At 59.2% G+C, this 25,035-nt stretch carries 24 protein-coding genes and 3 pseudogenes; 11 read left to right on the top strand and 16 right to left on the bottom strand.

Annotated features, from left to right (window positions below; all coding sequences use genetic code 11):
- From ACOYW2_RS05425 to ACOYW2_RS05400, 6 genes and pseudogenes are all read right to left on the bottom strand, one after another.
- The gene (locus ACOYW2_RS05425) at nucleotides 1-306 is read right to left on the bottom strand and encodes a hypothetical protein (RefSeq protein ID WP_482769678.1); all 306 of its coding nucleotides are present in this window, start codon (nucleotides 304-306) and stop codon (nucleotides 1-3) included.
- A gap of 213 nt (nucleotides 307-519) precedes the next feature.
- Nucleotides 520-1,071 carry a glutamate ligase domain-containing protein gene (locus ACOYW2_RS05420; protein ID WP_482769677.1) on the bottom strand — a complete coding sequence of 184 codons (552 nt, stop codon included), beginning with the start codon at nucleotides 1,069-1,071 and terminating at the stop codon, nucleotides 520-522.
- A gap of 67 nt (nucleotides 1,072-1,138) precedes the next feature.
- Nucleotides 1,139-1,423, bottom strand: a pseudogene (locus ACOYW2_RS05415) (Mur ligase family protein); the annotation flags it as partial.
- Nucleotides 1,423-1,986: a Mur ligase domain-containing protein gene (locus tag ACOYW2_RS05410; RefSeq protein ID WP_482769676.1), complete on the bottom strand. Its 564-nt coding sequence runs from the start codon at nucleotides 1,984-1,986 to the stop codon at nucleotides 1,423-1,425. The gene ACOYW2_RS05410 and the pseudogene ACOYW2_RS05415, both read right to left, overlap by 1 nt.
- Nucleotides 1,987-2,199: 213 nt before the next feature.
- Complete coding sequence (locus ACOYW2_RS05405) at nucleotides 2,200-3,015, bottom strand: aminotransferase class III-fold pyridoxal phosphate-dependent enzyme (protein WP_482769675.1); 816 nt, start codon at nucleotides 3,013-3,015, stop codon at nucleotides 2,200-2,202.
- On the bottom strand, nucleotides 2,910-3,482 hold the full coding sequence (locus ACOYW2_RS05400; RefSeq protein WP_482769674.1) for an aminotransferase class III-fold pyridoxal phosphate-dependent enzyme: 573 nt from the start codon (nucleotides 3,480-3,482) through the stop codon (nucleotides 2,910-2,912). The genes ACOYW2_RS05405 and ACOYW2_RS05400 overlap by 106 nt, the downstream gene beginning before the upstream one ends.
- A gap of 225 nt (nucleotides 3,483-3,707) precedes the next feature.
- Between ACOYW2_RS05400 and ACOYW2_RS05395 the strand changes: the two genes are divergently transcribed.
- Entirely contained in the window at nucleotides 3,708-4,460 is a 753-nt protein-coding gene (locus ACOYW2_RS05395) for an RNA 2'-phosphotransferase (RefSeq protein WP_482769673.1), read from the top strand.
- Nucleotides 4,461-4,881: 421 nt separating this feature from the next.
- On the opposite strand, the gene ACOYW2_RS05390 is transcribed toward ACOYW2_RS05395, so the two are convergent.
- Nucleotides 4,882-5,979, bottom strand: a complete 1,098-nt coding sequence (locus tag ACOYW2_RS05390; protein ID WP_482769672.1) for an ATP-binding protein — start codon at nucleotides 5,977-5,979, stop codon at nucleotides 4,882-4,884.
- Between the two features lie 194 nt (nucleotides 5,980-6,173).
- Between ACOYW2_RS05390 and ACOYW2_RS05385 the strand changes: the two genes are divergently transcribed.
- Both ACOYW2_RS05385 and ACOYW2_RS05380 read left to right on the top strand, forming a co-directional pair.
- Nucleotides 6,174-7,019, top strand: coding sequence for an alpha/beta hydrolase (locus tag ACOYW2_RS05385; RefSeq protein WP_482769671.1), 846 nt, complete (start codon nucleotides 6,174-6,176; stop codon nucleotides 7,017-7,019).
- 115 nt (nucleotides 7,020-7,134) lie between these two features.
- Nucleotides 7,135-7,599, top strand: a complete 465-nt coding sequence (locus ACOYW2_RS05380; RefSeq protein ID WP_482422022.1) for a DUF3015 family protein — start codon at nucleotides 7,135-7,137, stop codon at nucleotides 7,597-7,599.
- Nucleotides 7,600-7,686: 87 nt separating this feature from the next.
- On the opposite strand, the gene ACOYW2_RS05375 is transcribed toward ACOYW2_RS05380, so the two are convergent.
- The 3 genes from ACOYW2_RS05375 to ACOYW2_RS05365 all read right to left on the bottom strand — a co-directional run bounded on the left by ACOYW2_RS05375 (nucleotide 7,687) and on the right by ACOYW2_RS05365 (nucleotide 12,301).
- Nucleotides 7,687-8,154, bottom strand: coding sequence for a response regulator (locus ACOYW2_RS05375; protein WP_482769670.1), 468 nt, complete (start codon nucleotides 8,152-8,154; stop codon nucleotides 7,687-7,689).
- The gene (locus ACOYW2_RS05370) at nucleotides 8,147-10,840 is read right to left on the bottom strand and encodes a sensor histidine kinase (protein ID WP_482769669.1); all 2,694 of its coding nucleotides are present in this window, start codon (nucleotides 10,838-10,840) and stop codon (nucleotides 8,147-8,149) included. The genes ACOYW2_RS05375 and ACOYW2_RS05370 overlap by 8 nt, the downstream gene beginning before the upstream one ends.
- Nucleotides 10,841-11,065: 225 nt before the next feature.
- Nucleotides 11,066-12,301, bottom strand: a complete 1,236-nt coding sequence (locus tag ACOYW2_RS05365) for a DEAD/DEAH box helicase (RefSeq protein ID WP_482417126.1) — start codon at nucleotides 12,299-12,301, stop codon at nucleotides 11,066-11,068.
- A gap of 438 nt (nucleotides 12,302-12,739) precedes the next feature.
- On the opposite strand from ACOYW2_RS05365, the gene ACOYW2_RS05360 reads away from it, so the two are divergent.
- Entirely contained in the window at nucleotides 12,740-13,072 is a 333-nt protein-coding gene (locus tag ACOYW2_RS05360; RefSeq protein ID WP_180145826.1) for a CGGC domain-containing protein, read from the top strand.
- A gap of 282 nt (nucleotides 13,073-13,354) precedes the next feature.
- Here ACOYW2_RS05360 and ACOYW2_RS05355 read toward each other — a convergent pair whose 3' ends face one another.
- From ACOYW2_RS05355 to ACOYW2_RS05335, 5 genes and pseudogenes are all read right to left on the bottom strand, one after another.
- Nucleotides 13,355-13,522 carry a hypothetical protein gene (locus ACOYW2_RS05355; protein WP_482423893.1) on the bottom strand — a complete coding sequence of 56 codons (168 nt, stop codon included), beginning with the start codon at nucleotides 13,520-13,522 and terminating at the stop codon, nucleotides 13,355-13,357.
- A gap of 45 nt (nucleotides 13,523-13,567) precedes the next feature.
- Nucleotides 13,568-13,828: pseudogene (locus tag ACOYW2_RS05350) on the bottom strand (hypothetical protein); the annotation flags it as partial.
- Between the two features lie 421 nt (nucleotides 13,829-14,249).
- Nucleotides 14,250-14,510: pseudogene (locus ACOYW2_RS05345) on the bottom strand (HAMP domain-containing protein); the annotation flags it as partial.
- Between the two features lie 778 nt (nucleotides 14,511-15,288).
- Entirely contained in the window at nucleotides 15,289-15,876 is a 588-nt protein-coding gene (locus ACOYW2_RS05340; protein WP_482769668.1) for a hypothetical protein, read from the bottom strand.
- Nucleotides 15,877-15,922: 46 nt separating this feature from the next.
- Nucleotides 15,923-16,876, bottom strand: a complete 954-nt coding sequence (locus ACOYW2_RS05335; protein WP_482770983.1) for an isocitrate dehydrogenase — start codon at nucleotides 16,874-16,876, stop codon at nucleotides 15,923-15,925.
- Nucleotides 16,877-17,469: 593 nt separating this feature from the next.
- On the opposite strand from ACOYW2_RS05335, the gene ACOYW2_RS05330 reads away from it, so the two are divergent.
- From ACOYW2_RS05330 to ACOYW2_RS05310, 5 genes are all read left to right on the top strand, one after another.
- Nucleotides 17,470-18,837, top strand: a complete 1,368-nt coding sequence (locus tag ACOYW2_RS05330; RefSeq protein WP_482769667.1) for an acyl-CoA dehydratase activase — start codon at nucleotides 17,470-17,472, stop codon at nucleotides 18,835-18,837.
- A gap of 64 nt (nucleotides 18,838-18,901) precedes the next feature.
- Nucleotides 18,902-19,948, top strand: a complete 1,047-nt coding sequence (locus ACOYW2_RS05325; RefSeq protein WP_482769666.1) for a 2-hydroxyacyl-CoA dehydratase subunit D — start codon at nucleotides 18,902-18,904, stop codon at nucleotides 19,946-19,948.
- Between the two features lie 116 nt (nucleotides 19,949-20,064).
- Nucleotides 20,065-21,300, top strand: a complete 1,236-nt coding sequence (locus ACOYW2_RS05320; protein ID WP_482769665.1) for a 2-hydroxyacyl-CoA dehydratase — start codon at nucleotides 20,065-20,067, stop codon at nucleotides 21,298-21,300.
- Between the two features lie 374 nt (nucleotides 21,301-21,674).
- The gene (locus ACOYW2_RS05315) at nucleotides 21,675-22,070 is read left to right on the top strand and encodes an FxsA family protein (protein WP_180145809.1); all 396 of its coding nucleotides are present in this window, start codon (nucleotides 21,675-21,677) and stop codon (nucleotides 22,068-22,070) included.
- 63 nt (nucleotides 22,071-22,133) lie between these two features.
- Nucleotides 22,134-23,078: a ChaN family lipoprotein gene (locus ACOYW2_RS05310; RefSeq protein ID WP_482769664.1), complete on the top strand. Its 945-nt coding sequence runs from the start codon at nucleotides 22,134-22,136 to the stop codon at nucleotides 23,076-23,078.
- 81 nt (nucleotides 23,079-23,159) lie between these two features.
- Here ACOYW2_RS05310 and ACOYW2_RS05305 read toward each other — a convergent pair whose 3' ends face one another.
- On the bottom strand, nucleotides 23,160-23,519 hold the full coding sequence (locus tag ACOYW2_RS05305; RefSeq protein WP_482769663.1) for a winged helix-turn-helix transcriptional regulator: 360 nt from the start codon (nucleotides 23,517-23,519) through the stop codon (nucleotides 23,160-23,162).
- 318 nt (nucleotides 23,520-23,837) lie between these two features.
- Here ACOYW2_RS05305 and ACOYW2_RS05300 point away from each other — a divergent pair, with 318 nt between their 5' ends.
- Together ACOYW2_RS05300 and ACOYW2_RS05295 are read left to right on the top strand one after the other, a co-directional pair.
- Nucleotides 23,838-24,149 (top strand): iron-containing alcohol dehydrogenase, encoded by a 312-nt coding sequence (locus ACOYW2_RS05300; protein ID WP_482769662.1) that lies wholly within the window; start codon nucleotides 23,838-23,840, stop codon nucleotides 24,147-24,149.
- Nucleotides 24,146-24,979 (top strand): iron-containing alcohol dehydrogenase, encoded by an 834-nt coding sequence (locus ACOYW2_RS05295; RefSeq protein ID WP_482769661.1) that lies wholly within the window; start codon nucleotides 24,146-24,148, stop codon nucleotides 24,977-24,979. Before ACOYW2_RS05300 ends, ACOYW2_RS05295 begins: the two co-directional genes overlap by 4 nt.
- Nucleotides 24,980-25,035: the final 56 nt, after the last annotated feature.

Raw genomic sequence — 25,035 nt, 5'->3', positions numbered from 1 at the left:
TCACCGAGAGCTGGAGCCAGATGGGATCCTGCGGGGGGGCCGGGAATATCTCCCGGTGAGGGAATCGCCGATGCCACGGATCAGCTTGCGAGTATTGTCTTTTTTTAACAGGGAGGTGACATGGATACGGTAGTGCTCGTTGACTGCCGTGACGATCTCCTCCTCCGTGGCGTAGGAGAGCTCCACGATGACCTTTCCCAGGGGAACGGCCACCCCTTGCTGAAACAGCCGGTCTCTCTGCACGTCCAGGGCAGTCTCCAGCTCGGCGGGCGTGATCACGTCACGGGTGGTCAACACCTCCCCCATGATCATGTCGTCGCGATTGCGCCGGGAAAACAAACGGCGAAATAAGCCCTGCTGATGAGCCGGAGGGTCTTCAACATAAGGATGGGCTCCGTCGTCCATACATGAATGTGGGAATAACACAAAACGGCGTGCGGGCTCATGAGGCCGTCACCGGGAAATAAACCAAATAGTAATACGATACATCTTAAGGGTGCAAGGACTAAGGCCCCGGGATCATGCGGTCCCGCACGTCTCCCGGGCTTCCAGCATGGCCAGCAGGCGTCCGTGGATTCCCTCAAAGCCGCCATTGGACATCACCATGAGGAGGTCTCCTTTCCGGGCGTTGGCCCGGCAAAAATCAACGATGGCCCCAGCGTCAGGAAAACAGTGTGCCTCCTTACCCGAGGCCGAAAGGGCACTCACCAGGGCATCGGAGGAGAATCGCTCCCCTTCGGGGACCTTCTCCGGGTTGGGCGGGGTGCGCACGCACACAAGGTCCGCCGAGTCAAAGGCCGTGGCATAGGCATCCTGGAACACATTGCGCATGCTGGAGTTGGTGCGGGGCTCGAAGATGGCCACAAGCCGCCGGTCCGGGTAAAAAGAGCGCACCGCCCCAAGGGTGCTGGCAACGGCCGTGGGGTGATGGGCAAAATCGTCCATGACCAGAATGCCGTCCTCTTCTCCACGGATCTCCTGACGCCGCCTGACCCCTTTGAACGTGGCAAGGGCGTCTGCCACCTCGCGCCGATCCAGGCCCAGGCGATGACAGGCCGCGATGACGGCCACGGCGTTTCACGTTGTGGCCCCCGGGCATGGGCAGGGTATACTCCCCGTATAGCTCCCCTTGGTAAAAAACGCGGAAGCAGGTGGCCGGTGCCGTGGCTGTCAAGACTTCGGAACGCCAGAGGGGGTCTCCGTTGAGTCCGTAGGTAAACACCTCGCAAGGAGCGTCGGCCGTCACCTCGGTCACGTGTGTGCCGGGTCCGGCCACCACAGCAGCCCCGGGACGGTGACGGCCCATGAATTTTCGAAAAGACCCCATGACATCGGCAAGGTCGTCATAGATATCGGCGTGATCAAACTCCACGCTGGTGAGGATCGTCACCTCGGGGTCGTAGTGCAGAAACTTGGTTGCCATTAAAACGCGTGTTTTGTACCTTTGTCCCCTTCCACTACCAGAAACTCGCCCTTGCCCACCTTGCAGTTGCGGGAAAAATTCTGCAGCACCCCCCCGATCATAAAACTGGGATCCTTGCCCGCATGCTCCAGCACCCAGGCCATCATGGACGATGTGGTGGTCTTTCCGTGGGTTCCTGCCACCACCACCGTGCGCTTTCCACGGCCAAAGAAACCTGCCACGGCCTCGGGAAACGAGCAGTAAGGAAGGCCCCGCTCACCTAAGGCCAATGCCTCCGGGTTGTCCTTGCGGATGGCATTGCCCACCACCACCAAATCGGCATCCCCTAAGTGCTCGGCCTTGAACCCCTCCAGCAGGGTAATCCCGTTGTCGGCGAGCAGATCGCTCATGGGCGGGTAGATCCCGTTATCAGAACCGGTCACCTTAAGGCCCATCTCTTTAAGCATCAGGGCCAGGGCCCCCATGCCCGTGCCGCACACGGCAATGAGATGCACGCGCTTCACCCCTTCGGGGATTGTGTTCAACGAGGATTTCAGGTGATGTGGGGGTGTCTTCTGCATCATATCTCCAGGTTATCGAATGCTTGTTTTTTTGTTTCGTACCTAATTCAGATCTTAAAAGCAGGTTGCGGATGTGATGTAACCGGAGGAACGAGGGGATACTACGGCACCGGCCTTACTATTTTTCCTGAGGTACGAAGGAAAAATCGCAAGGGCAATACGCTTTCGAGGTGGCACACCTCGCCGCCGGAGGCATGCTTCAGGCTCTTTCCCTGCCTATCCGGCCAGTTCGCCCAGCACCTTGGTGGCGGCGGCGATGGTGGCGTCGATGTCCTCGTCGGTATGGGCAGCCGAGACAAAGGCGGCTTCGAACTGGGAGGGCGCAAGGTAGATGCCCTCTTCGAGCATGCGGTTGTAGTAGGCGCTGAAGAGATCGAGGTTGGAGGTCTTGGCATCCTCGAAGTTGGCAACGGGTCCGGCGGTGAAGTAGAGGCCGAACATGGAGCCCGCGGTGTCGGCGGTGCAGGGGACGCCTGCTTTGGCGGCGGCACCTTTCAGGCCGTCCACCAGGCGGGTGGTTTTTGCGGAGAGGGCCTCGTAGAAACCGGGCTCCCGGATGGCTTTCAGGGTCTCGATGCCAGCGGCCATGGCCAGGGGGTTGCCGGAGAGGGTCCCTGCCTGGTAGACGGGACCGCTGGGGGCGATGTGGGCCATGATGTCGGCCCGGCCGCCGTAGGCGCCAACGGGGAGACCCCCGCCGATGATCTTGCCCATGGTGGTCAAATCCGGGGTGATGCCGTAGAGGGACTGGGCGCCGCCCAGGGCCACGCGGAAGCCTGTCATGACCTCGTCCACGATGAGCAGGGCTCCGTGCTTTTCGGTCTCTTCCCTTAAGACCTTGAGGAAATCGTTCTGGGGCTTGATAAAGCCCATGTTGCCCGCGATGGGCTCCACGATGATACAGGCCACCTGATCCCCCATGGAGGTCATGACCTCACGCACCTTGTCGATGTCGTTATAAGGAATGGAGAGGGTGTGCTTGATGGTGTCTTCGGGCACACCGGGGCTGCCCGCGATGTTGTAGGTGGCCACGCCGGAACCGGCTGCCACGAGAAAGGAGTCGGCGTGGCCGGCAGCAGCTGATCAACGACTACCACGTCCCGGCCTGTGAAGCCACGGGCAAGGCGGATGGCGCTCATGGTGGCCTCGGTGCCGGAGTTCACCATGCGCACCACGTCCACGGAAGCCACGGTGTCGATGACCAGCTCGGCCAGTTCGATCTCCATCTCGGTGGGAGCGCCGAAGCTGGTTCCTTTTTCAATGGCGTCTCGCAAGACCGCATTCACCCGCTCCGGGGCGTGCCCCAGGATCATGGGGCCCCAGGAGCCTACGTAGTCCAGATATCCGTTGCCGTCGGCATCATACACCCGGGCGCCCTTTGCGCGTTGAATAAAAAGGGGGTCCCGTCCAACGGACTTGCAGGCCCTTACCGGGCTGTTCACACCACCGGGGATCACGACCTGTGCCCGGTCAAAAAGCGCTTTTGATGTTGTATCCATACGCGTTCAAAGCTCCTTGTGTTATGATGCGATGGCAAAAATCAGTGCCCTGACTTTTTTAGGGCCATCATGGAAACCAAAATACGGGGTCGGAGCCGCAGGCAAAAGGGAGCCCGGCTCGTCCTTAGAAACAGACTCTCTTGACTTACCATCAACGGCTTAAAATGCAACAGCCATTTTCAATTCGTGGTGGGAGCGGCAGGGACACATCGGAAACGTGACATCATGAGCCAGATCAAAGCAGCCAAGGCCTTCGCAAAAATGCTCTCCTACACCCTGGGGGTGAACCCGTATGAGTTCGGGCTTGTCCCCGATGAAGAGGGATACGTCAAAATCAAGGAACTCCTCAAGGCCGTCACCGAAGAAGAGGGGTGGCGACACATCCGGGAGGGCCACATCAAAGAGGTGTGCCTCACCGTCTCTCCCTGCCCTGTGGAGGTAATGGAGAAGAAAATCCGCGCCGCAGACCGGAGCCGCCTGGAACTACCCCGCTACGAAGCCGAAATCCCCGGCGAACTCTACGCCGTCATCCGCCGCAGGGCCTGGCCCAGGGTCCACGCACGGGGCATCGCTCCCACGGACGATTCCCTCATCCGCCTTACAACAGACAAGGCCTTTGCCAGACGCCTCGGAAAACGCATCGATCCCGACCCGGTCATTCTCACCGTCCATGTGCCCATGGCCGAAGACGACGGCATTGTCTTTCAAAAGGCCGCCGACCACCTCTACCTGGCCCACGAACTCCCGGCCAAAGCCCTCTCCGGCCCGGGCCTTCCCAAAGCCGACGAACCCAAGAAACAAACCGCCAAAAAGAAACCCAAGCCCCAGGTGCAGCCCGCCCCGGGCAGCATCTTTCCCGACCCCGACGACCTGCCGGCCACTCCCCACAAACAAAAGAACGGCAAAAAAGACAAAGAGAGCTGGAAAGAGAATAAAAAGCGATTTAGACGGGAGAAGGGCCGGTTCGACAATAGGTGATCGTGTGCCCTATGATCAACGTGGCTGGAAAAACAGGCCTTCTTATGGTCAAAAGCGCCGGAAAAAGCATGCCTCCGGCGGCCAGGGGATGACCCCCTGGACCCCAGGTTGCGGATGTCCTCGCCCTTCGTTCCTCAGGGCGAGGACATCCGCGAAGGCTTTGAGAAAATTGGGCAAAACCTGTTTGTCAAACCCGGTTTTATAAATCAGGCTAAAAGTTTGGCCCCCGGCAGGGCCGCCGGAGGCAGATTTTCCTATCCCGTAAACATGTTGACCCCATGACAGCAAATGAATACGCCTTGCCGTTCACCACGGGCGAAGCCCGTCAGCGAATGCGATGGACCTGGGGAACAAAGGTCGGTAGCATTCGCGCCCCTGGGGTGCAGGGGATGTATCCCCTGCCCGCCGGAGACACGTCCCATTAAGGTGTGTTTTCTGCCTGGAAGGCTTTGAGCATCTTGCCGGTGGAGGCAAAGGGGGTGGAGCGTTCAAAGCGTTCCAGCTTGAGGGCCCCGGCCTCACAGGCAAAGGTGCAGACGCCGCAGCCGATGCACGCCGTGGGATCGGCCACGGCTTTTCCGGCCTCCTCGTCCAGGGAGAGGGCCCCGAAAAAGCAGCGATCCAGGCACTGGCCGCACATGACGCAATCGTCGTTTGCCTTGGGCACAAAATTGGAGGGGGAGATGGACTCGGGGTTGTCCCAGCGGGTCCGCCCCCGCACCTGGGAGCAGCAGCACTCGCAGCAAAGGCAGATGGTGGAGCTCTCTTTTTCCACGTTCTCGGTGTTGGGTACCAGTCCCAGGCGAATCATCTCGTCCATGTAAGAGAGGACCTGCTTCCGGGTCACGCGCTTTCCAAGGCCGATGCTCTCGAAGTGAAGGGCCGTAAAACCGATCATGATGCAGCTGCCGATGGGGAACTTGTCCCGGCACTCCCGGTCTCCGGCCTTTTCCGCCCGGGTCCGGCAGGGACAGGGCACCATGACGAAATCCTCGGTGGACAGGCTCTCAACAAAGCTGTGGGCCTCCTCCGAGGTCATGACCTTTTCCCCGCACCGGATGGCCTCTTCCACGGGGATGGTCCTGAACACGGGGCTTCCCGCTTCGCTGGTTTCGTAGTAGCGACCGTAGCCCTTGTCGATGAAAAAATCGCGATAGAGGGTGATGGACTTGAGGTCGTCTTCCCTTAAGTCGCTGTAAAAATGGTGGAGGTTCAAGAGAACGGGAATGGGAGGGAGGCAAAACATGGTCCCCATGCCCACCAGGGCGTTTTTGTGATGGGCCGATTCGATGCGGCGCCCCACCTCATCCACGGAAAGACCGGAGGCTTCGGCCACCTGCTCAAAGGTAACAAAGGCGGGAAGCACATCCAGATGCCGGACCACCTCCGCCTCTTCCGGGGTGTACACAAGCTTGAGGTATTCAATAAACGAAGGGGTGAACTCGCCCTCGACCCGGGGAACCCTCATGGGATTCCGATTCATCCTCTCTGCGATGATGATGTATGCATCCTTGCCCATGGAACCGCCTCCTTGTAGGTTTATCTGGAATGCACCGGCCCTTGCCTTCAGGGTGTCCCGGCACGACGCCACCAACGGTCCCACATCATACATGAAAAATCAATACTACACATGTAAAACAGTCAACACAAATTCGCGACATGTGCTATAACGAGCCTGCCTGCCCAGCAACCATCACAAGACTGGAATCTGCCATGAAACGTCACACCCCATTCATCGTCCTGCTCCTTCTTTTTCTCACCGGCTGCGCCAACGGGCTCTTCTACCACCCGGACAACCGGCTCTACCAGACACCGGACCGCCCTTACGAAGAGGTCACCTTTGAAAGCCTCGACGGCACCCGCCTCACGGGCTGGTTCATCGCCTCGTCCCAGGCAGATCCTTTCGGAACGGTCATCCACTTCCACGGCAACGCGGCCAATATCTCCAACCATTACGGCTTTGTCGAGTGGCTCCCTGAAGCGGGGTTCAACCTCTTCCTTTTTGATTACAGGGGGTATGGGGATTCTGAGGGAAAACCCGGCAGGCGGGGTGTATTCGAGGACTCTGTGGCGGCTCTTAAGTACGCGGCCTCCCGCCCGGATGTAGACCCGTCCCGCCTCATCGCTTTTGGCCAGAGCCTGGGTGGCGCTAATGCCGTGGCTGCGGCGGCAGCAACACCGGACGTGCCCCTGAAGGGGGTGGTGGTGGACAGTGCGTTTTTTTCCTACCGGTCCATCGCGCGAGATAAAATCGGGCTCATTCCTGTTCTGAAGTGGCTCAAGTGGCCCCTCTCTTTTGTCATGGCCACCAACGGCCACAGCCCCGGGCCGGTCATTGAACGCCTATCCCCCACCCCGGTACTCATCATTCACGGTACCAAGGACCGCGTGATCCCCTACGACCACGGGCGTCGCCTTTACGACGCCGCCGCCTCCCCCAAGACCATGTGGACCGTCAAAGTCCACACAGATGCCCTCATGACATGGCGAGACATCTACAGGGAAAAGCTCGCCGCAACACTGCGAAATCTCGCAGAAGGAAAGCCAGCCCTTGAATAAATCTTTTTTTTTACATATATTGTCGTCGTAGCTTTACTCCCCCCTTGCCGCAAAGCGCGGTAAACGTATTTTACTTGCGGCACGTTCACCTACCATTTCATTTCAGGAGAGAACCATGAAAAAGTGTATTATCACGTTGGGTATTCTGTTTATGTTGGTCGGTACCACTTACGGCAAAACGGTATCTGAAGATTGTGGATGTGGTTTGGGAAGGGTAGCAATAGGAGAAAAAGAGGGACTGGGTTGGAACCTCCTGGGCACCTTCCTCAACAGCCTCTGCGGCAACCAGACCTTCGGCATGTCATCCGGCACCCTGGAGTGCGGTGAGCCCACAAAATTCGCCATCGACCAGCGCATCAACACCTTTGTTGCGGGCAACATGGACAGCCTTGCCATGGACATCGCATCAGGCGGGGGCGAGTCCCTTAGCGCCCTGGCCGAAATCGCCCAGGTAGACCCCGCCCTCAGGGAGCCCCTGGCCACTGAGCTCCAGGCCCGCTTTGACACCATCTACCCCGACGCCGACGTCAGCTACGTCCAGGTGGCAGACGCCCTTCGAGAAGTATTTGCAAGCATCTAAGCCATGGCCCCAAGGCCTCGGCACCAAGTAAAACCGGCATCCCGCGGCACATGCCCGCGGGGTGCCCGCACACAGCCCGACGCCCTTTCAGCCCCTCGCCGTATCCAGGGCCTGTCGCACCTGGTCCGCAAGCTCGCCCATACTCACCGGCTTTTTCACGATACCAAGCACCCCCAGCCCCTTGGAGGCCCGCTCCTGGGCTGCGTCCTTAAGCCCGGTGCAGAGAAGCACCGGCATGAGGCATCCCATCTCGCGCACCCGGGCCACAAGTTGAAGGCCCGTCATCTGGGGCATGGTCATATCCGTCAGCATGAGCTGCACCGAATCCGGATCGGCGGCAATAAGATCAAGGGCCTCCAGGCCGCTTGACGCCACCGAGACCCGATAACCCAGCCTCTCAAGCATCATCCGCTCCACCATGCACACCTCTTCCTCATCGTCTACAACCAGGATGTGTTCATGGCCCTCGGGGGCGGGGGAAACATCCGAGACGTCCTCTTCAACGCAGGCCGACTCATGTAGGGGAAGGTGGGACTCAGGGCGCCCCCTAGCCAACCCCGAGGGTGCTCTCTACGTCAATCTCCCCCCCGTGGTTCTCCACAATGCCGTGCACGACAGCCAGGCCGAGCCCTGTGCCCTTCTCTTTGGGCTTGGTTGTAAAATAGGGGTCAAAGATACAGTCCAGAACGGCTGGTTCGATGCCCCCCCCGGTGTCGCGAACGGTGAGGGAAACACCGGAAGCCCCGGGCCTGCCCCCCGGAGCCAGGGTCACCCAGATACAGCCGCCCCTTCCCTCCATGGCATGGTAGGCATTGGTCACGAGATTCATCACCACCTGATGGATCTGGGTGGCGTCTCCCATCACGGGGAGAATCTCTCCGGTGACATGCACCCGCAGGTCGATGGTTGCCGGCAGGCTGGCACGCACCAGCTCCATGACCTCGGTGAGGACCTCTGGAATCATGACGGGCTCAAAGACCTGATCTCCCTTGCGACTGAAGGCAAGGATCTGGTTCACCAATTTTTTGGCTCGCAACGAGCTTGCATGGATCTTGTTCAGGTATCGACCGTGGGGGCTCGACGCGGAGATCTCCTCCTGCATCATCTGCACATACCCCATGATGGGGAAAAGAATATTGTTGAAGTCATGGGCGATACCGCCTGCCAGGGTGCCGATGGCCTCCATCTTCTGGGAGCGGATCAGGCTGATCTCCATGGCTTTTTTCTCTTTTTCGCTCTCAAGGCGCTCCATCTCGTTGGCGATGCCCTTGGCCAGGATGGCCACCACCTCCTGGGTCCGCTTGGGAATGGAAAAGCGGGTCCTCGACATGGCGCACATCACCCCGATGATCTTTCCGTTGTGATTTCGCAACGGTGCAAGCCCAGAAAACTTTGCCCAGCTCAGCTGGCGAAGCATGGAGTTAGCGGGGAACCGATCCCGGACCCCTTCGGGGTAGATGCAGACCCCCTCGTTCATGGACTCAAAGCAGGGGGTCCCCATGAGCTGATAGGTCATGGAATCCTTCATGTACCCGTCCTTCACCATGGCCAGGGTCTGGACCATGTTGTCCTCGCGGATCTCACCGATAATGGCAGTGTCGCACCCCAAAAAGGCGCAGAGCTGACGAACAGCGCCATCGAAGAAGTCCTGTTCCACGCGCCCTGCAAGGGTCTCCACCAGGGCCTTCATGGCGGTATCCTCCTGCTTTGCATCGGTGATGTCCGAGGCCATGCCCGCGATCTTGGAGTCCCTGTCACCGGCCTCTTCGATGCTGAAGCCCCTGAAGCGGAGCCACCGCAGCCGCCCCTTGACATCCCGCATGCGGAATTCAATGGACTCCATCCCCTCCTGGCCGGATTGCAGGCGAACCAGGTAGGCAAAAAAGGACTCCCTGTCCTCCTCATGGATGGCCTCCCGGATCAGGGTGGGGTTGCGGCGGACCTTTGACGGGGACAGCCCCAGAATATGCTCCACAGCTGGACTGATCTCCTGGATCTCCCGCGTGGCCATGGATCCCACGCAGAACACCTCCTCCATGTGTCGGGTCAACCGACGGAACCTCAGCTCGCTTTTGGCCACCTGCTCATCGGCACGCCGCCGGTGAAAGGCAATGACGGCCAACACGCAGGCGAGAAAGGAAAACACGCCGATGCCACCCAGGGCAACACGGGTGTAGAGCCCATAGGAGCTGTCCCACGGCTCGACATTGCGATAGCGGTCCACGCCGTTGGGAATCAGGGAAAGAGACATGCCCCTGGCCTCCATGGCCTCCGGGTCCACCACAAAACGATGGGGGCTCTCAGCCTCCACGGGAATCTCAAAGGCCGGCGTGCCGGACAGGATCTCAAGGGCCATCTCCGCGGCCCGTTCCCCCTGGTCAAAGTGGCTGATGAGCTTGCCGCCGATCACCCCTTGCCCCATGCCGTGATACCAGAGGTGATACAGGGGAGACGCAAGGTTCTCCGTGACCAGAGACAGGGCATGGTCGAAATCGATGCGGCGCCCGGTGCGGTCCACAAAGGCGGACAGCAGCAGCACCGCGTCCCTGTTGTCAAAGGTCTTCAGCACCTCTGCCAACTCTTCAAAGCTCAGGTTTTCAAGGGAAAGCATGGAGAACTGGACGGACTTGAACTCCCGGGCGGCGGCATGGAAGTGATCCAGCACGCCTTTGACACTTACGGTGTTGTCCGCGATGGCCACGATACGCCGGACATCCGGCTGTAACCGGGCCATAAGGGAGAGGGTCTCGGAGAGGGCAACCGACTCCACCACACCGGTCACCAGCGGATTTTCGTTCTGTTCGAGGGCAAGCCGCCGGTTGTTCACCCCGAAAAAGACCATGGGAATGTTCTGGAACAGGTCGTTCTGATGATCCAGAACGTAATGAAGGGCGTTGTCGTCCCCCACCAGAATGAGATCGTAGGCCGGGAGACGCGACAGTTTGAAGGTGAGAAGGTCATGGAAATGGGCTTTGATTTCCGGGGGGGCGAACCGCTTTGTGTCGATGCACTCGATATCAAAATGGATGGATCGGGAAGAGAAGACAGAGCGGATCCCCTCCACCTGTCTGAAAAAGGTGGGATAACTGGGATGGTAGAGAAAAAGCTGCCGAGGAACAACACACTCCCGGCACCGCGCACCGTATCGGCGGCACAGACAGTTGACACCTGACTGCCCCCCCACAGACACACGGCCGCAACGGCCAGCACCATCGCATTGAGCCCCCGCAACAAACAGCAACACCCTCTCCAGGGCCCTGGATATGTCCTCACGCTACTCCCCCCAGCCAGCGGTCATTTTCCGGTTTGTCGCTCCCCGGCCTCAACCGGGGCACCGCCGTTCACATCAAAACGCCTTTCCATGATATCGTCCCGCCACTGCGGTTTCTTTATTTTTTCATGGCAACAGGGACCGCCGCCGTCCGGACCGACACCCTTAAGGTGCCGCCCGGAACGGCGCGCAACCTTACCTGCGCTTCTTTTTTCTCTTTCGGCTTTTTTCGAAAGCTTCGTTCTCTGCGATGAGCTCCTCTGCCGACAGCTCATTGGAAAAATGCAGGGTCCGGGCGTAGTCGGTTTTTCCCACGTGGAGCACCTCGACCTCTTTACCGATGAATTCCTGGATCTCTTCCAGGCGTTCCTTCTCCTCCTTGCTGCAAAAGGAGAGGGCCACGCCCTTATTCACACCACGACCGGTCCGGCCCACCCGGTGGACGTAATTCTCAGCCACCTCTGGCAGGTCGTAGTTGATCACGGCGGTGACGTCCGGAATATCGATACCGCGCGCGCTCACATCCGTGGCAATGAGCATCCGGCACGCCCCGTCCTTGAACGCCTTCATGGCCTCAAGGCGCTGCGCCTGCTCTTTTTCCCCGTGGATGGAGACGGCGTCAATGCCCACGCGCCCCATGGCCTTTGCCACGCGCTCGGCCCGCACCCGGGTGCGCACGAACACCACCAGCTTGCTCTCGGGGTTGTCCCGCACATAGCGTTCCAGAAAAAAGCGCTTGTCGTCCATCTCCACAAACATCACCGCATGGGAGACGTTTTTGGAGACCGGGTCCTCGGGGGAGAGCTGAATGCGGATGGCCGAGCTCTTTACCTGGGAAAAGGCAAGTTTCTTGATTTTTTCATTGATGGTGGCCGAAAAAAACAGGGTCTGGTGCTTTCGGGTGATCTTCTTTTTCACGAAACGGATGTCGTCGATGAACCCAAGGTCCAGCATCCGGTCCGCCTCGTCCAGCACCAGGGTGTCGATACGGTTCAGCCGGATATAGCCCTGGCTGATGAGGTCAAACATGCGGCCCGGGGTGGCCACCAGCACGTCGATGCCGTCCTGGAGTTTCTTGATCTGGGCATCCTGCTCCACCCCGCCGTACAGGGCAAAGGTCTTGACCTTGGTGTGGCGGGAGAGGCTGTCGAACACCTCGCCGATCTGAGCGGCCAGTTCCCGCGTGGGCACCATGACGATACAGCGGATACCGTATGAGCGCTTGCTGCTCTTGCCCCGCTGGATCCTGTCGATGAGGGGAATGGCAAAGGCCGCCGTCTTACCCGTGCCTGTCTGGGCGATGGCCAGGACGTCCTCTCCCTTCTGAATGGAGGGGATCGCCTTGAACTGGATGTCCGTGGGCCGCTTAAAGCCGAGCTGGGCCAGGTTCTTCTTGATATCGTCGGATATATAGTATTGATCGAATTTCATTCGTTTCCCTTCGGGTCATGGTGCCTGCGGGGTACACGGTTCCCACAGCCACGGAATTCTCGGCTCGTCAGAGGGTTTGCCACAGGTACGCTACCTGTGGATATACCGGCCCGTCAATGCGGCGGTTTTTGCCCGCCCAGCCATGGGCTGGCGTATGTTACCGAGGCCCCGGCCCATGTTCTGTTTTGCCGTTTCGGTTCATCCACTTACATGCGAATCGTAAAAATAGCAACACCCGATCATGCGGTTCCGGGGGGCAGTTCACTGCCAGGGAATACCATTTATCTTTCTTGATAGCGACTAGTATTCGTGGTACGGATTACCGGGACAGTCTGAAATCAGGTTTCGAGGTGCCTTGCTCCTTTTCAGGCAAAGGGAGAAACCGCGTCCCCGGCCCCTGTAACAACCACACGCAATCAATGGAAAGAGAACACGCAGATGAAAAAAGTCGGAATCATTCGTTGCCAGCAGACAGAGGACATGTGCCCCGGCACCACGGATTTCAAGGCCGCCACCCAGGGAACGCTGGCCTTCGAGGAGACGGGCCCCGTCGACATTGTCGGGTTTGTCAGTTGCGGAGGCTGCCCCGGCAAGCGGGCCATCTCCCGGGCCAAGATCATGGTGGATCGAGGCGCCGAGGCCATTGTCTTTACCTCCTGCATCTCCAAGGGGAACCCCATCGGCTACCCCTGCCCCCACTACGCAAACATGAGGGACGCCATCATCAAAAAGATCGGACCGGACGTCCAGATCATCGAATACACGCATTAACCCGTTTTTCAGCAACCCAAGCAATTCGAGACACCGGGCCAGAACCACGAGGCCACGTATCCCTTCCTCCCGAAACGTGTCCCTCGCGAGACAAAAAACCCCGGGCAGTTTGCCTGCCCGGGGCTTTTTTTATCTCAACAGGGCAGCAGCCCCCTGATCGGCTCACCCAAAGGGAGAGACAATCGTGCATTCCATGTTCCACTTTTCAGCCATTTGACTTTGCCACCATGGACGAACAGCCACCTTCACACAGGCGTGCCCATAGTCTAAAATACAAACCCTTTACACCCGAAATCGCCCCACCAGATCGGACACCTCGGTGGCCAGGCCCGACAGGGCCTCGGCGCTATCGCTCACCCGGGTGCTGCTGGCCGAGGTTTCACCGGAGATCCGGTTGATCTGGGAAATCTCGTCGGCAATGCTGTTGGAGACCAGGGAACTCTGGGCCACGTTTTCGTTGACCTCCTGAATGCCCGTGGAGGCCTGGGCCACGTTCCCGGCGATCTCCTGGGTGGTGACGGCCTGCTCTTTCACCGCTTCGGCGATGGTGGTGACAATGCCGTTGACCTTGTCGATGACCTGGGTGATCTGACCGATCTCCCCGGCGGTCTCGGCCGTGGAGTTCTGGATCCCTTCGATATGGCTGCGGATCTCCTGGGTAGCCCCGGCTGTCTGACCGGCCAGGTCCTGCAATTCGTCGGCTACCACGGCAACCCGCAGCCGGATCTCCGGCCCGGGCCGCTTCGATGGTGGCATTGAGGGACAGAAGATTGATCTTCTCGGAGATCTCGGTATCGACCTCGGAAACATGGCGGATTTCTGGGTCCAGACCCAGGGTGTTCATTTTGGCGGCTGCGCTCCCTGCCTGATTCACAGCTTCCCGGGTAATGGTGTGGGAGGTGTCGGAGTGCTCGGAGATCTCCGAGATGGTCACCGTCATCTCCTCGGCCGCGGAAGCCACCATACTCATGTTGGCGGAGGCCTGTTCGGTGGCGGCAGCAATGGACTGCATGGTGGCGCTCATCTCCTCGGAGGAGGCCGACGCCGTGCCGGACTTTGAAGAGACCTCGTCGGCCCCTTCGCTCATCACATGGGAGATCTGGGCAAGTTCGGTGGACGACCCGTTGAGTTTTTCGGCGCTTTCGGACACCAGCCGGATGATCTCCTGCACCTTGTTGATAAAGGTGTTGAACCAGTGGGAAAGCTCGGCCAGTTCGTCCTTCCCCTTGACGTTGAGGCGCACCGTCAGGTCTCCCTCGCCGTCGGCAATATCCTTCATTCCCGCTGCAATATCGTTAATGGGCCGCGTGATGGAGCGGGCGATCAAAAAGCCCACACAGACGATGGCGGCAACCCCGAGCAGCACCACAACCCCGATGAGGGTCTTGAGCTGGCGAACGGCGGCAAAGGCCTCATGTCCGTCAATCTTGGAGATCATGATCCAGTCCAGGCCGTCGATACCCAGCTTTCCGTAGGAGACCAGTTGCTGCTCCCCCTTGTAGGTGTAAGTCCCTGCCCCGCTCTCCTGGGCAGAGGCGTCGTCCAGGCAGGCGAAAAAGGCCTGCTCACCGGCTTTGCCTGTCCGGGTGTCTGTTCGGAACACCGCCCCCTCCCCTGTGCGGGCCACAAGAAAGGATTCCCCGGTCTCTCCCATGCCCTCACGCCTCATGGCGATGCTGTTGAGCTGGCCGTTATCGAGCTTCAGGGCAACAAGCCCCGTGACCCGTGTCTCCTGGGTCATGTTATCCACAACGGAAATGGGGGCCAGGATAAAGGCAATGGACTGATTGTCCGCAGGGGCATACGGCATAAAGTCCGTGGTGGCCAGCCCTTTGAGCCCCAGGGCAAAGGCCCGCCCGAGATGGGTTTCGGCCAGGGGGCCCTCCAGCACGGACTTGCCGAGATCCGGGGCCTTCCGGGCCGAGTAGACAATGCGCCCGTTGGCCTGGATCAGCAGCAGGTCGTTGTACCCGTACTCCTGGACGGCAAGCTTCATGGACTCCCCGTATCGGGTGTCGTAGAAGTCGTAGCCATCCATGTTGACGTTGCCTTCTTCGTCAAACAGCATGGGAAAACGGTTCAGGGCCTCGGACAGGGCGTAGTTCTTGGACAAAACAGAGATGTCTCCCAGGCATCCGGCATAATACTCCCGGACCTGGGCTTTTTTAATCTCCTGGACAATTTTCAATTTTTCAAAGGATTGCTCTGAGAGGGATTCACTCGACTTCAAAACGGAAACGGAACCGATGACGGCCAGGGGCACAATACCGACCAACAAAAATGTAATCAGTATTTTGGTCCCAATCTTCAGTCTGTCCAAAATCATCCTGCATGTCCTTTCTCTGCATGGGCTCCGGCCCGGCGCTTGCCCGGACCAGACCGTTGAAATACCAGTCAAACACACCGACAAAACCCATTGAAACCCGGTCAAAAAACAGCCATGCAAAGAAACGCCATGGAAAACCGTTTACGGCGCCATGCCATCCCACGACAGGTGTCCACTCTGCTTTTGCATCAGCCCGAACTTTATTAACAATACTGACTGCGACCTTTTTGATTCCGACACACACCATCCATGGGTTCATTGCCCTTGATGATACCCCATAAGCTCCGTATGTCAATGTTTTCAGAGGACACAAAGCAAAAAACGCAAAGACAAAATTAAGGAAAGAATATCGGACAGGAGATATACCTAGCCCTGAGGTGAAAAACCGGATAGGGATGCGGGCGCCTGAAAGGAAAAAACCGGTGCCTCCGGCGGCAAGGTGAGCGGCGCCTTTTAAAAAGCGCACCGCCGGAGGCATGACCGATGTGGCTGCAGGGACTTGTTGCCTGGATGAGGCATCCGGATCAGAGGCGGTCCATGACGGCCTGGGTAAAATCCGTGGTGCCGTGGGAGCCCCCCAGGTCGCGGGTGGTGCGGTCCCCTTCCTCGATGACGGCGGTGACGGCCCGTCGAATGGCCTCGGCCTTCTCCTGCATGCCCAGGTACTCCAGCATCTGAATGAGCGGGTCGCGCCAGGAGGTGGGGTTGGCCAGATTCTTGCCCGCAATATCCGGGGCACTGCCGTGGACGGCTTCGAACAGGGCCGCGTTGTCACCGATGTTGGCCCCGGGGGCCATGCCCAGCCCGCCGACGAGGCCGGCGCACAGGTCGGAGATGATGTCGCCGAACAGGTTGGTGGTGACAATGACGTCAAACTCCTCCGGGTTCATGACCAGCTTCATGCAGGTGGCATCCACGATCATCTCGGCGGTCTCGATGTCGGGGTACCCGGCACTGATCTCCCGTGCCACATCCAGGAACAGCCCGGAGGTAGACTTCAGGATGTTGGCCTTGTGGACGATGGTGACTTTTTTCCGCTTCTCTTTCCGAGCCAGCTCATAGGCAAAACGAACGATGCGCTCGGCCCCCTCACGGGTCACCAGGCTCATGGCCTCTGCCGTGCACCCGTCTTCCGACACGGTCTGGCCCAGCCCCGAATACATGCCCTGGGTGTTCTCACGCACGGTGATGATATCGATGTTCTCGTAGCGGGCCTGGGTGCCTTTAAAGGAGATCACCGGGCGCAGGTTGGCGTAGAGGTTAAACTGCTTGCGCAGGGTGACGTTGATGGAGGTGAACCCCTTGCCGATGGGCGTGGTCAGGGGCCCTTTGAGGGTCACCCCGTTCTTTTCAATGAGGTCCAGGGTGCGCTGGGGCAGGAGCTCGCCGTGCTTTTCCAGGGCTGCAAGGCCCGCGTCAGCAAACTCATACTCAAAATCGCATCCGGCTTTGTCCAGAATCTGTAGTGCCGAATCAATAATATGAAGTTAGACCCGTCTCCGGGGATCACGGTGGCTGCCGTTGTGCATCGAATATTCCTTTCTTGGTGCCGCCCCTTCAGGGCGGCCTATGGGCAATGACGGATTTGAAACCGGGGGATAACGCCAGATAACCAGGTTACTTTCATCGGGCGGGACCTTTTGTACAGGAGATCTCCTCCGATCTCAAGCTCTTGCCGCAGAAAACACGGCTCGCACCCGAAACAGGGCGTCATCCCCCCACAGATCCCATGCCCCATCATACACCCCCCGCAGACGTTTTCAACCAATGACGGTTTTCATCATTTTTTCAATGGGTTTCAAAACACACACCACCCTGACCACCCCTTTTTCATTCCACCCTTGTCGAATGAAGAATCTTATGGTAATCCTCTTTCGATACCACAAACATTTTCCCACATACGGGCAACGCCTTGAAAACACGATAATATTGTCGCATAACGTCGGTTAAGGCAGCACCACGGGAGACCTGGGTTGGTCTTGTTCGGCGAGCACAATTCAAACGTCGTTTCTAACAAAAACTACGGTTCATAACCAAAAACATATACCCACTAAAACAGAAGAGACACTGCATGACACCTAACGGCACACTCTCAGGACATACGGGCGCAGGCTTTGCGTCCCTGCCCCGAACTCCGGGACAGATTTTCTACAGGATCCCCTACCTCTTTCTCCAGAAGGCCAAAGACCGCGTTCAGGAGGCCTGGGAATCTGTGGCACCGGTCATCGACACCTTGAAAAAAGAGTCGCGGGACCACGCCATCAAAGGCGAAGAGGTGGCCTCCTTTACCTGTGAAGACGGCTCCCGCGTGGAGATCAGCACCACCGTCTCCGACCTCTGGATCAAGGCCGAAGCCTCGGACCCGGTTCCCTCTTCTCCCTTCCAGAAAATCGACGAGCTCATCAAGGGGCTGAAAAAACCCGCGTACAAATACATCTGCGACAAGGGCCGCGCCCTGGCTTTCCCCCTGGTCTCGGGCAACTGGACCGACACCGTCAAAGGCTTCATCGGCCTTGACGCCGGTTCCATCTCCATCAACATCGCCTTTGTGGATGAAGCGGGCGTCGTCTTTGAGACCGACTACACCCTCACCGAAGGGGACGTCATCAACAACATCAAAAAAGCGTTCTCCCGCCTGTCGGCTAAGCTCCCGGCCAACATCGACATCCTGGGCTCCGGGGTCACCGGCAGCGGCCACGAGATCTCCTCGGCCCTTCTGGGGGCCGACGTCTACGAGACCGAGCTGGACGCCCACGCCGAAGCCACCCTCCATCTTCTCCCCGACACCCAGGTCATCTTCGATATCGGCGGCCAGGACTCCAAGGTGATGTACATAGAAGACGGCGAGCTTGATGAAGCGGGCATGAACAAAAAATGCGGCGCAGGCACCGGCTCCTTCCTCGACGCCCAGGCCGACCGGCTGGGCATTCCCATTGAAAAATTCGGAGAGACGGGCCTCAAGGCCAAAAAGCCCTACAGCTTCTCCAGCATGTGCACGGTCTTCGTGGGCCGCGACCTCATCGCCGAGCAGGCCAAGGGCAACACCAAGGAGAACATCATCGCAGGGCTGCACCGCTCCCTGGCCATGAACTTCTACGCCACCCTCGGCATCAACAAAAAGCACCTCAAGACCCCCATTGCTTTCCAGGGAGGCGTGGCCTCCAACATCGGGGTGAAAAAATCCCTGGAGGACCTCCTCAGCGAAGCCCGTGGCGAAAAGGTCGAACTCTACGTCCCCATGCACCACAAGGTGATGGGTGCCATCGGCATGGCCCTGTTTGCCCGGGACGAAGTGGAAGACAGGGGCTCTTTCCGAGGCATTGAGACCATCCAGGGGATCACCTCGGAGTTCACCGAATGCACCCGTGCCCAGGAGCTGGGCTGCAACAACCATGTTAGGACCTGGTTCACCTGTCCAGGGGCGGGGGAGATGACTTAACCCTCTACGCCTGCGACGCCTACGCAGCCACTCCCATGGCCTCCTCGGCCGAAAGGTCGGCCCAGTGAAAAAGATAGGATGGTTCTGCACCTACACCCCCCTGGAGATTCTCCACGCGGCAGGGGCCCTTCCCGTGGGCATCAAATCTGATTCCGGGGCCGAGCATGAAGACGTGGTCCTGGGGGACTCCATCTGTTCCTACGTCCGCTCTTCCATGGGAGGCGCCCTCACCGGGGCCTACGACGCCCTTTCCGGCGTGGTCATCGCCCACTCCTGCGAGTGCATGCGGCGCCTGGCCGACGGCTGGCTCTATCGCCAGGACGAGATCAAGCCCGCCATGCTCCACCTCCTGGATGTGCCCAAGGTGGTCACCAATGCCAGCGTTTCCTTTTTTGCAGGGGGCCTGCGGCGCATGAAAGAGGATGTGGAGGCCCACGCCGGCCCCATCACCGACGAGGCCCTGCGGGCCTCCATGGCCCTCTTCAACAAAACGCGGGCCCTGTTCCGCGAGGTGGACGCCTTGAGAAAAGAGGAGGCCACAGCCGTCACCGGACGCGAAGTGGAGGCCCTCATCACCGACTCCTGGGACATGCCCAGGGAGGAGCTCAACAGCCGCCTTGAAGCCTTCATCTCCGAGAAAAAAGGCCAGACCGGAGACAAGGACGCCCCGCGCATCATGGTCATCGGCGGCCCGGGCAACGGCTCCCTTATTAAAACCATCGAGGCCACCGGCGGCGTCTCCGTGGTGGAGCACATGTGCACCGGCCTCAGGGCCTTTACCGGCGAGGCGGCCCCGTCGGACGACCCGTACAAAGAGCTGGCCAGCCTCTACCTTTCCGGTACGCCCTGCCCCCGCATGCTCGGGGACAAGTCTCGGGAGGCCATCGAGGAGATCCAGCGCCTCATCACCGAATACCGGGTGGACGGGGTCCTCTACTACTCCATGAAATTCTGCGCCAACATGCAGATGCAGTGGGCCCTTTTGAAAAACGACATCCCCGTGGACGTGCCCATGAAGGTCCTCGAAGGCGACATCAGCTCCGAGATCAACGAACGTGAGGTGCAGTCATTTATCAAGAGACTCAAAAAAAGACGAAAGAGAAACCGATGAACCGAGCCAGAAGGGGATGAATACAAGAAGAGAACACGGAGCAGCGAAAAGCCCAGGTACAAAACCTGCTCCGCGTCAACGGCCTGGAGGGAATCGAGCCCGGGGATGCCGTTAAAATGGCCTTTCCCAAGGCCTTTGACACCCTCTCCCCCTCGGCAAAGCGGGGGTACCTCAACACCGAGCAGTTTTTCAACGCCTACAACCTCAACACCAACGGGGAGTTTGCCTACCACAACGTGGCCTGGCGAAGCCTCTTTGTGCCCACGGAGATCATGTACGCCATGGGCCTGCTCCCCTTTACCACGGAGATGGTGGCCTCCCAGCTCGCCATGACCGGGGCAGCCCGGGAGCGCATGGAGGCCAGGAGGCACGAACTTTCAGGGGACCTGTGCTCCTTCATGAAAACCGTGGCAGGGGGCGTCATCGAAGACATCTTCCCCACCCCGGATGTGCTCATCACCTCCACCCACCTGTGCGACCCCTCGGCCAAGTACGCCGAACTGGCCGCCCACAAATACAAGCGCCCGGAGTTTATCCTGGACATTCCCTACGGCCTCTACGACCTGGCCGCAAGCACGGATGAAAAGGACATCAAACGGGTGGAAGAGGGCGTGGACTACGTCTACGAGCAGCTTCTGGAGATGGTGGCCTTCGTCACCGAGCACACGGGCCTCACCCTGGAAGACGAAGCCCTGCGCCAGGTCATCCGGTGGACCAACGAAGCCCGCACCTGGCTCAACGAAGGCAACGACGTGGTGCTCCAGCAGCGCACAGCGGCCAAGAAAGGGGTGCGGGAGCTGGACTACGCGGCCAACCTCATGCAGACCTGGGGCACAGAACGCATCGTGGACGTCTACAAGTCCCGCTGCAAGGAGTACAAGGGGAGCACGGCACCGGCAGACGACGACAGCCGTCCCCGCATCGCCTGGTTCCACCTGCGTCCCTACTTCAAGACGCCTCTCATGACCTACCTGGACGAGCGCATCGACATCTCCGCCTCCCAGGTCAACTACGCCTTCTGGGAGCCCCTGGACCCGGCGGACCCCATCCGGTCCATTGCACGGCGCACGGTACTGCACCCGGCCTTTTCCTCGGTGACGGCCCGAACGGGCATCGCCATCGACGAGATCCCCGAGGACACCGAAGGTATCATCGCCTACTACCCGAAGTCGTGCCGGCACTTCCACGGTGGCTCCATCATGGAAAACGAGATGTTCAAAAAAGCGGGCATCCCCATCCTCACCATCGACGGAGACTGCATCGACGACCGCGGGGAAGATTTTCCCATCGTCAAGACCCGCGTGGACCGCTTCCTGAAATCCATCAAGAAGCACCCGCGCAGCAAACGATAGCACGGTTCAAAAACGGCCTCCGGCGCCCCTGCCGGAGGCCAGCATTTCGAGTTTTCGCCGAGGTTATTCCAGTTAAACTCAAGTGACTCCCAAAGCCCCTTCATCGTGTTTCCAGTAAAATGAAATAGGCCTCTGCCGCAAAAACGGTTGCATAATGACGACCTCCATGCATTCGCCATAGGTTTCAAGGTGCCCCCACCTTGCCGCCGGGGACCTGCTTTTTTCACCCACGGTCACCATAGAAGGCGCTTTTGGCCTTTTCCCCTGTATCCTGCATCCCTTCCCTTGCTTGACATTTACGGGATCGGTCTCATCTTGTGGTGAAACCGCACGACTGCGGGTTACTTTCACGGATTCATATGGAGACTGTCCCCATGGTGTTACGTCTTTTTCTTTTGTTTACCCTGGTCCCCGTCATCGAGCTGTGGCTCCTCATTAAGATCGGCTCGTTCATGGGGGCTTTTGCCGCCCTTGCCCTGGTCATCGGCACCGGCATTGCCGGGGCATCTCTTGCCAAGATCCAGGGGCTCCAGACCGTCATCAAGATCCGGGAGTGCATGGACCAGGGGATCATGCCCACGGAAGAGCTCATTGACGCCCTGATGATCCTCATCGCTGGGATCGTCCTGGTCACTCCGGGCCTTCTCACCGACGTCGCCGGGATTCTCCTTCTGATCCCCGCCTCCAGGGCCCGTATCAAGGCCTGGGCCAGGGACGCCTTTAACCGCCGCATCGAAAGCGGAAACATCCGCATCCACCGCAACTTCTGACCCGCCGATGCCCACGCGGGCTCCCCCTGTGCCGGGGGGCCCGCCAGCCACGGGAGTTCAGCCATGAACCGAGCCTTAAGCACCCTGGGCCTTTTTCTGGGAACCCTCCTGTTTGCCGCCGGATGCCTGGGCACCGGCCGCGCCGCCATGGAACCGCCCCGATACACCATCATTGCCCCGGACGGCACCCGAATCAGCCAGGACGCCCTTCTCTCCGAAGCCGCCCGGGCCGATGTGGTGCTGGTGGGGGAGACCCACGACAACCCCTCGGCCCATCACCTGGAATATGCCCTTTTCAAAGGACTCCTTGAAAAACGGACCGCCATGGGGACAACGCCCGGGGCCATCCTGTCCTTTGAGATGCTGGCCCGGGACCTCCAGGGCGTCACCGACGAGTACCTCTCGGGACTCATCACCGAGATGCACTTCATGGCCGCCTCCCGCCCCTGGGGCAATTACACCCGCGCTTACCGCCAAACCCTCAATCTGGCCAAAGAGAAGGGGGCTCCTGTCATTGCAGCCAACGCCCCGAGGCGCTACGTAAACCTGGTGGCCCGCAAGGGCAGAGAGGCCCTTGAGCAACTCAGCCCCGAGGCCAAAACCTGGATCGCCCCCCTGCCCTACGAGGGGGCATCTCCGGCCTACCGCGCCAAGCTGGCGGCCCTTGAGCGACAGATCCTCCACGCCTCCCAAAACGACAATCCCCACGGCACCAAGACCCCGGGATCACCCCCGTCCACCATTAACACCGACGCCCAGGCCCTCTGGGACGCCACCATGGCCTGGTCCATTGCCGAGGCCAGAAATCAACACCCCGGCGCCCTTGTCATGCACATCTCCGGTATCTTCCACTGCGAAGGCGGCCTGGGCATCCCCGAGCACCTTGCCCTTTACGACCCTTCAGCATCCATGCTCATCATCACCATCAGGCCCCCGGGCTATGAGGCGGCTCTCCCCGACGCCCCACCCGACCGCGCCATTCCCGAATACCTTGTCCTCACAGAATAGAAAAAGCCCGCCTTCCGAACGCCTTTCGGACAGCGGGCTTTTTTTCATTTGCCTCCTCCCCTCAACGGGAAGCAGGGCGATCTATTTTCCCTTGCCCTCCCGGCCGTCAAGGTACTCCCTGGACCACGCGTTGAGGTCCTTTAAGATGGGGCTGAGCCTGCGGCCGATCTCGGTGAGGGAGTACTCCACCACGGGCGGAACCTCCGGGTATATTTTCCTGCTGACGAGCCCGTTTTTTTCCAGGGCCCTCAGCTGCTGGGTCAGCATCTTCTGGGTTGCAGACGGCATGATCTTCCTGAGCTCTCCAAATCGTTTGGTCCCTTCGGTTGCAAGGGTCCAGACAATCAGCGGGACCCACTTTCCCGAGAGGAGCTCAAAGGCCACCTCCACCTCATTGACATAGGAACTGCAACTCACTTTATGGGTCCTGTCTTCCGGCATGATACGCCTCCCGCCTTCCGTTTCTTCGATGTGATCCATCGTACCACATTTTCTTGTCATCATAATCATTGCCCAATGGGGCGGCAATGGCCCCTACTGCAAAGCCATCTGCCGTGCGCAGCATCCCGTGCCATAACACGAAATTGAACCAAACCGAAAGATAGTTCCCTTTTGGGAACCACATCTGCCCAAAAGCATACTGAAACACGAAAAAGTGCCTACTTTACAGGAAATCCTTAAAAAGGTTTAGTGCCTCTCGTCGGGCAAAAGAGTGCCCGTCAAGTAACCAGAGACACCCTTTCAATTAAGGAAAAAATCATGACCACTTTTATTGTCCCCAAAGATATCTTCCACGGCCTGGGTTCCCTTGAAAACCTGAAAAACGTCGAAGGCACCAAAGCCGTCATCGTCATCGGAGCGTTTGTCCAGAAAAACGGCGTCCTTGCCAAACGCAACTTTCTCACGGAAGCCGGCATTACCTCTGCCGTGTTTTCCGGTGTTGAAGCCGACCCCTCCATTGCAACCGTCCTGAAGGGCGCAGCCTTCTTCACCGAGGAGCAGCCCGACATCATTGTGGGCCTGGGCGGGTGCTCCGCCATTGATGCGGCCAAGGCCATGTGGAGTCTGTGAACCCGGACTCCAAACTGGAAGAGCTGGCGGCACCCTTCGGTGTCAAAAAAATGCGCAACAAGGCGACATTCGTCGCCATTCCCTCCACAAGCGGCACGGGCACCGAAATCACCGGCCTTTCCGTGATCACAGACACCGAGAAAGGGGTGAAGTACCCCCTCGTGTCCCACGAGCTGACCCCGGATGTGGCCATCATCGATGGTGAACTCTGCGCCAGCATGCCCAAGACCGTCACCGCAAACACCGGTCTCGATGCCCTGAGCCACGGTGTGGAAGCCTACGTTTCCAACATTGCGGACCGTTACAACGACGCCCTGGCAAAGGGGTCCATCGACCTGGTGTTCAAAAACCTTCCCAAGGCCGTGGCAGAGCCCGGAGACCTGGAGACCCGCCAGGCCATGCACGACGCCTCCTGCATGGCAGGAATGGCCTTTACCAACGTATGGCTGGGCATTGTCCACGCCATGTCCCACCAGGTGGGCGGCACCTTCGGCGTCGCCCACGGCTGCGGCAATGCGATTCTTATGCCCAACGTCATCCGCTTCAACGCCAAGGTCACCGAAAAGTACGGGGACCTGGCAGCCCTGTTCGGAAAAACCACGGCCGAGGAGTTCGCCCAGGAGGTCGCCGGTTTGACCGCATCCGTCGGCGTGGCCGGTTCCTTTAAGGCGTGCGGCATCGATGAGGCGGAGTGGAACGCGAAGCTTGATGCCATGACCGAACATGCCCTCAAGGATCCCTGCACCCTCTTCAACCCGAGAAAGCCCACCTTCGACGAGATCAAGGCCATCTACCAGGCTTGTTACGACGGAACGGCCATCGATTTCTAACCGGGACTGAAGCAGCTTCTGCCAGCATGCACGAAAAGGGGAGGGCTCCAGAGCCC

The organism is Desulfoluna sp. CLI2B (assembly GCF_056847375.1).
Note: the sequence above shows the minus strand (reverse complement) of the source record. Positions and strands in the feature narration are given on the sequence as shown.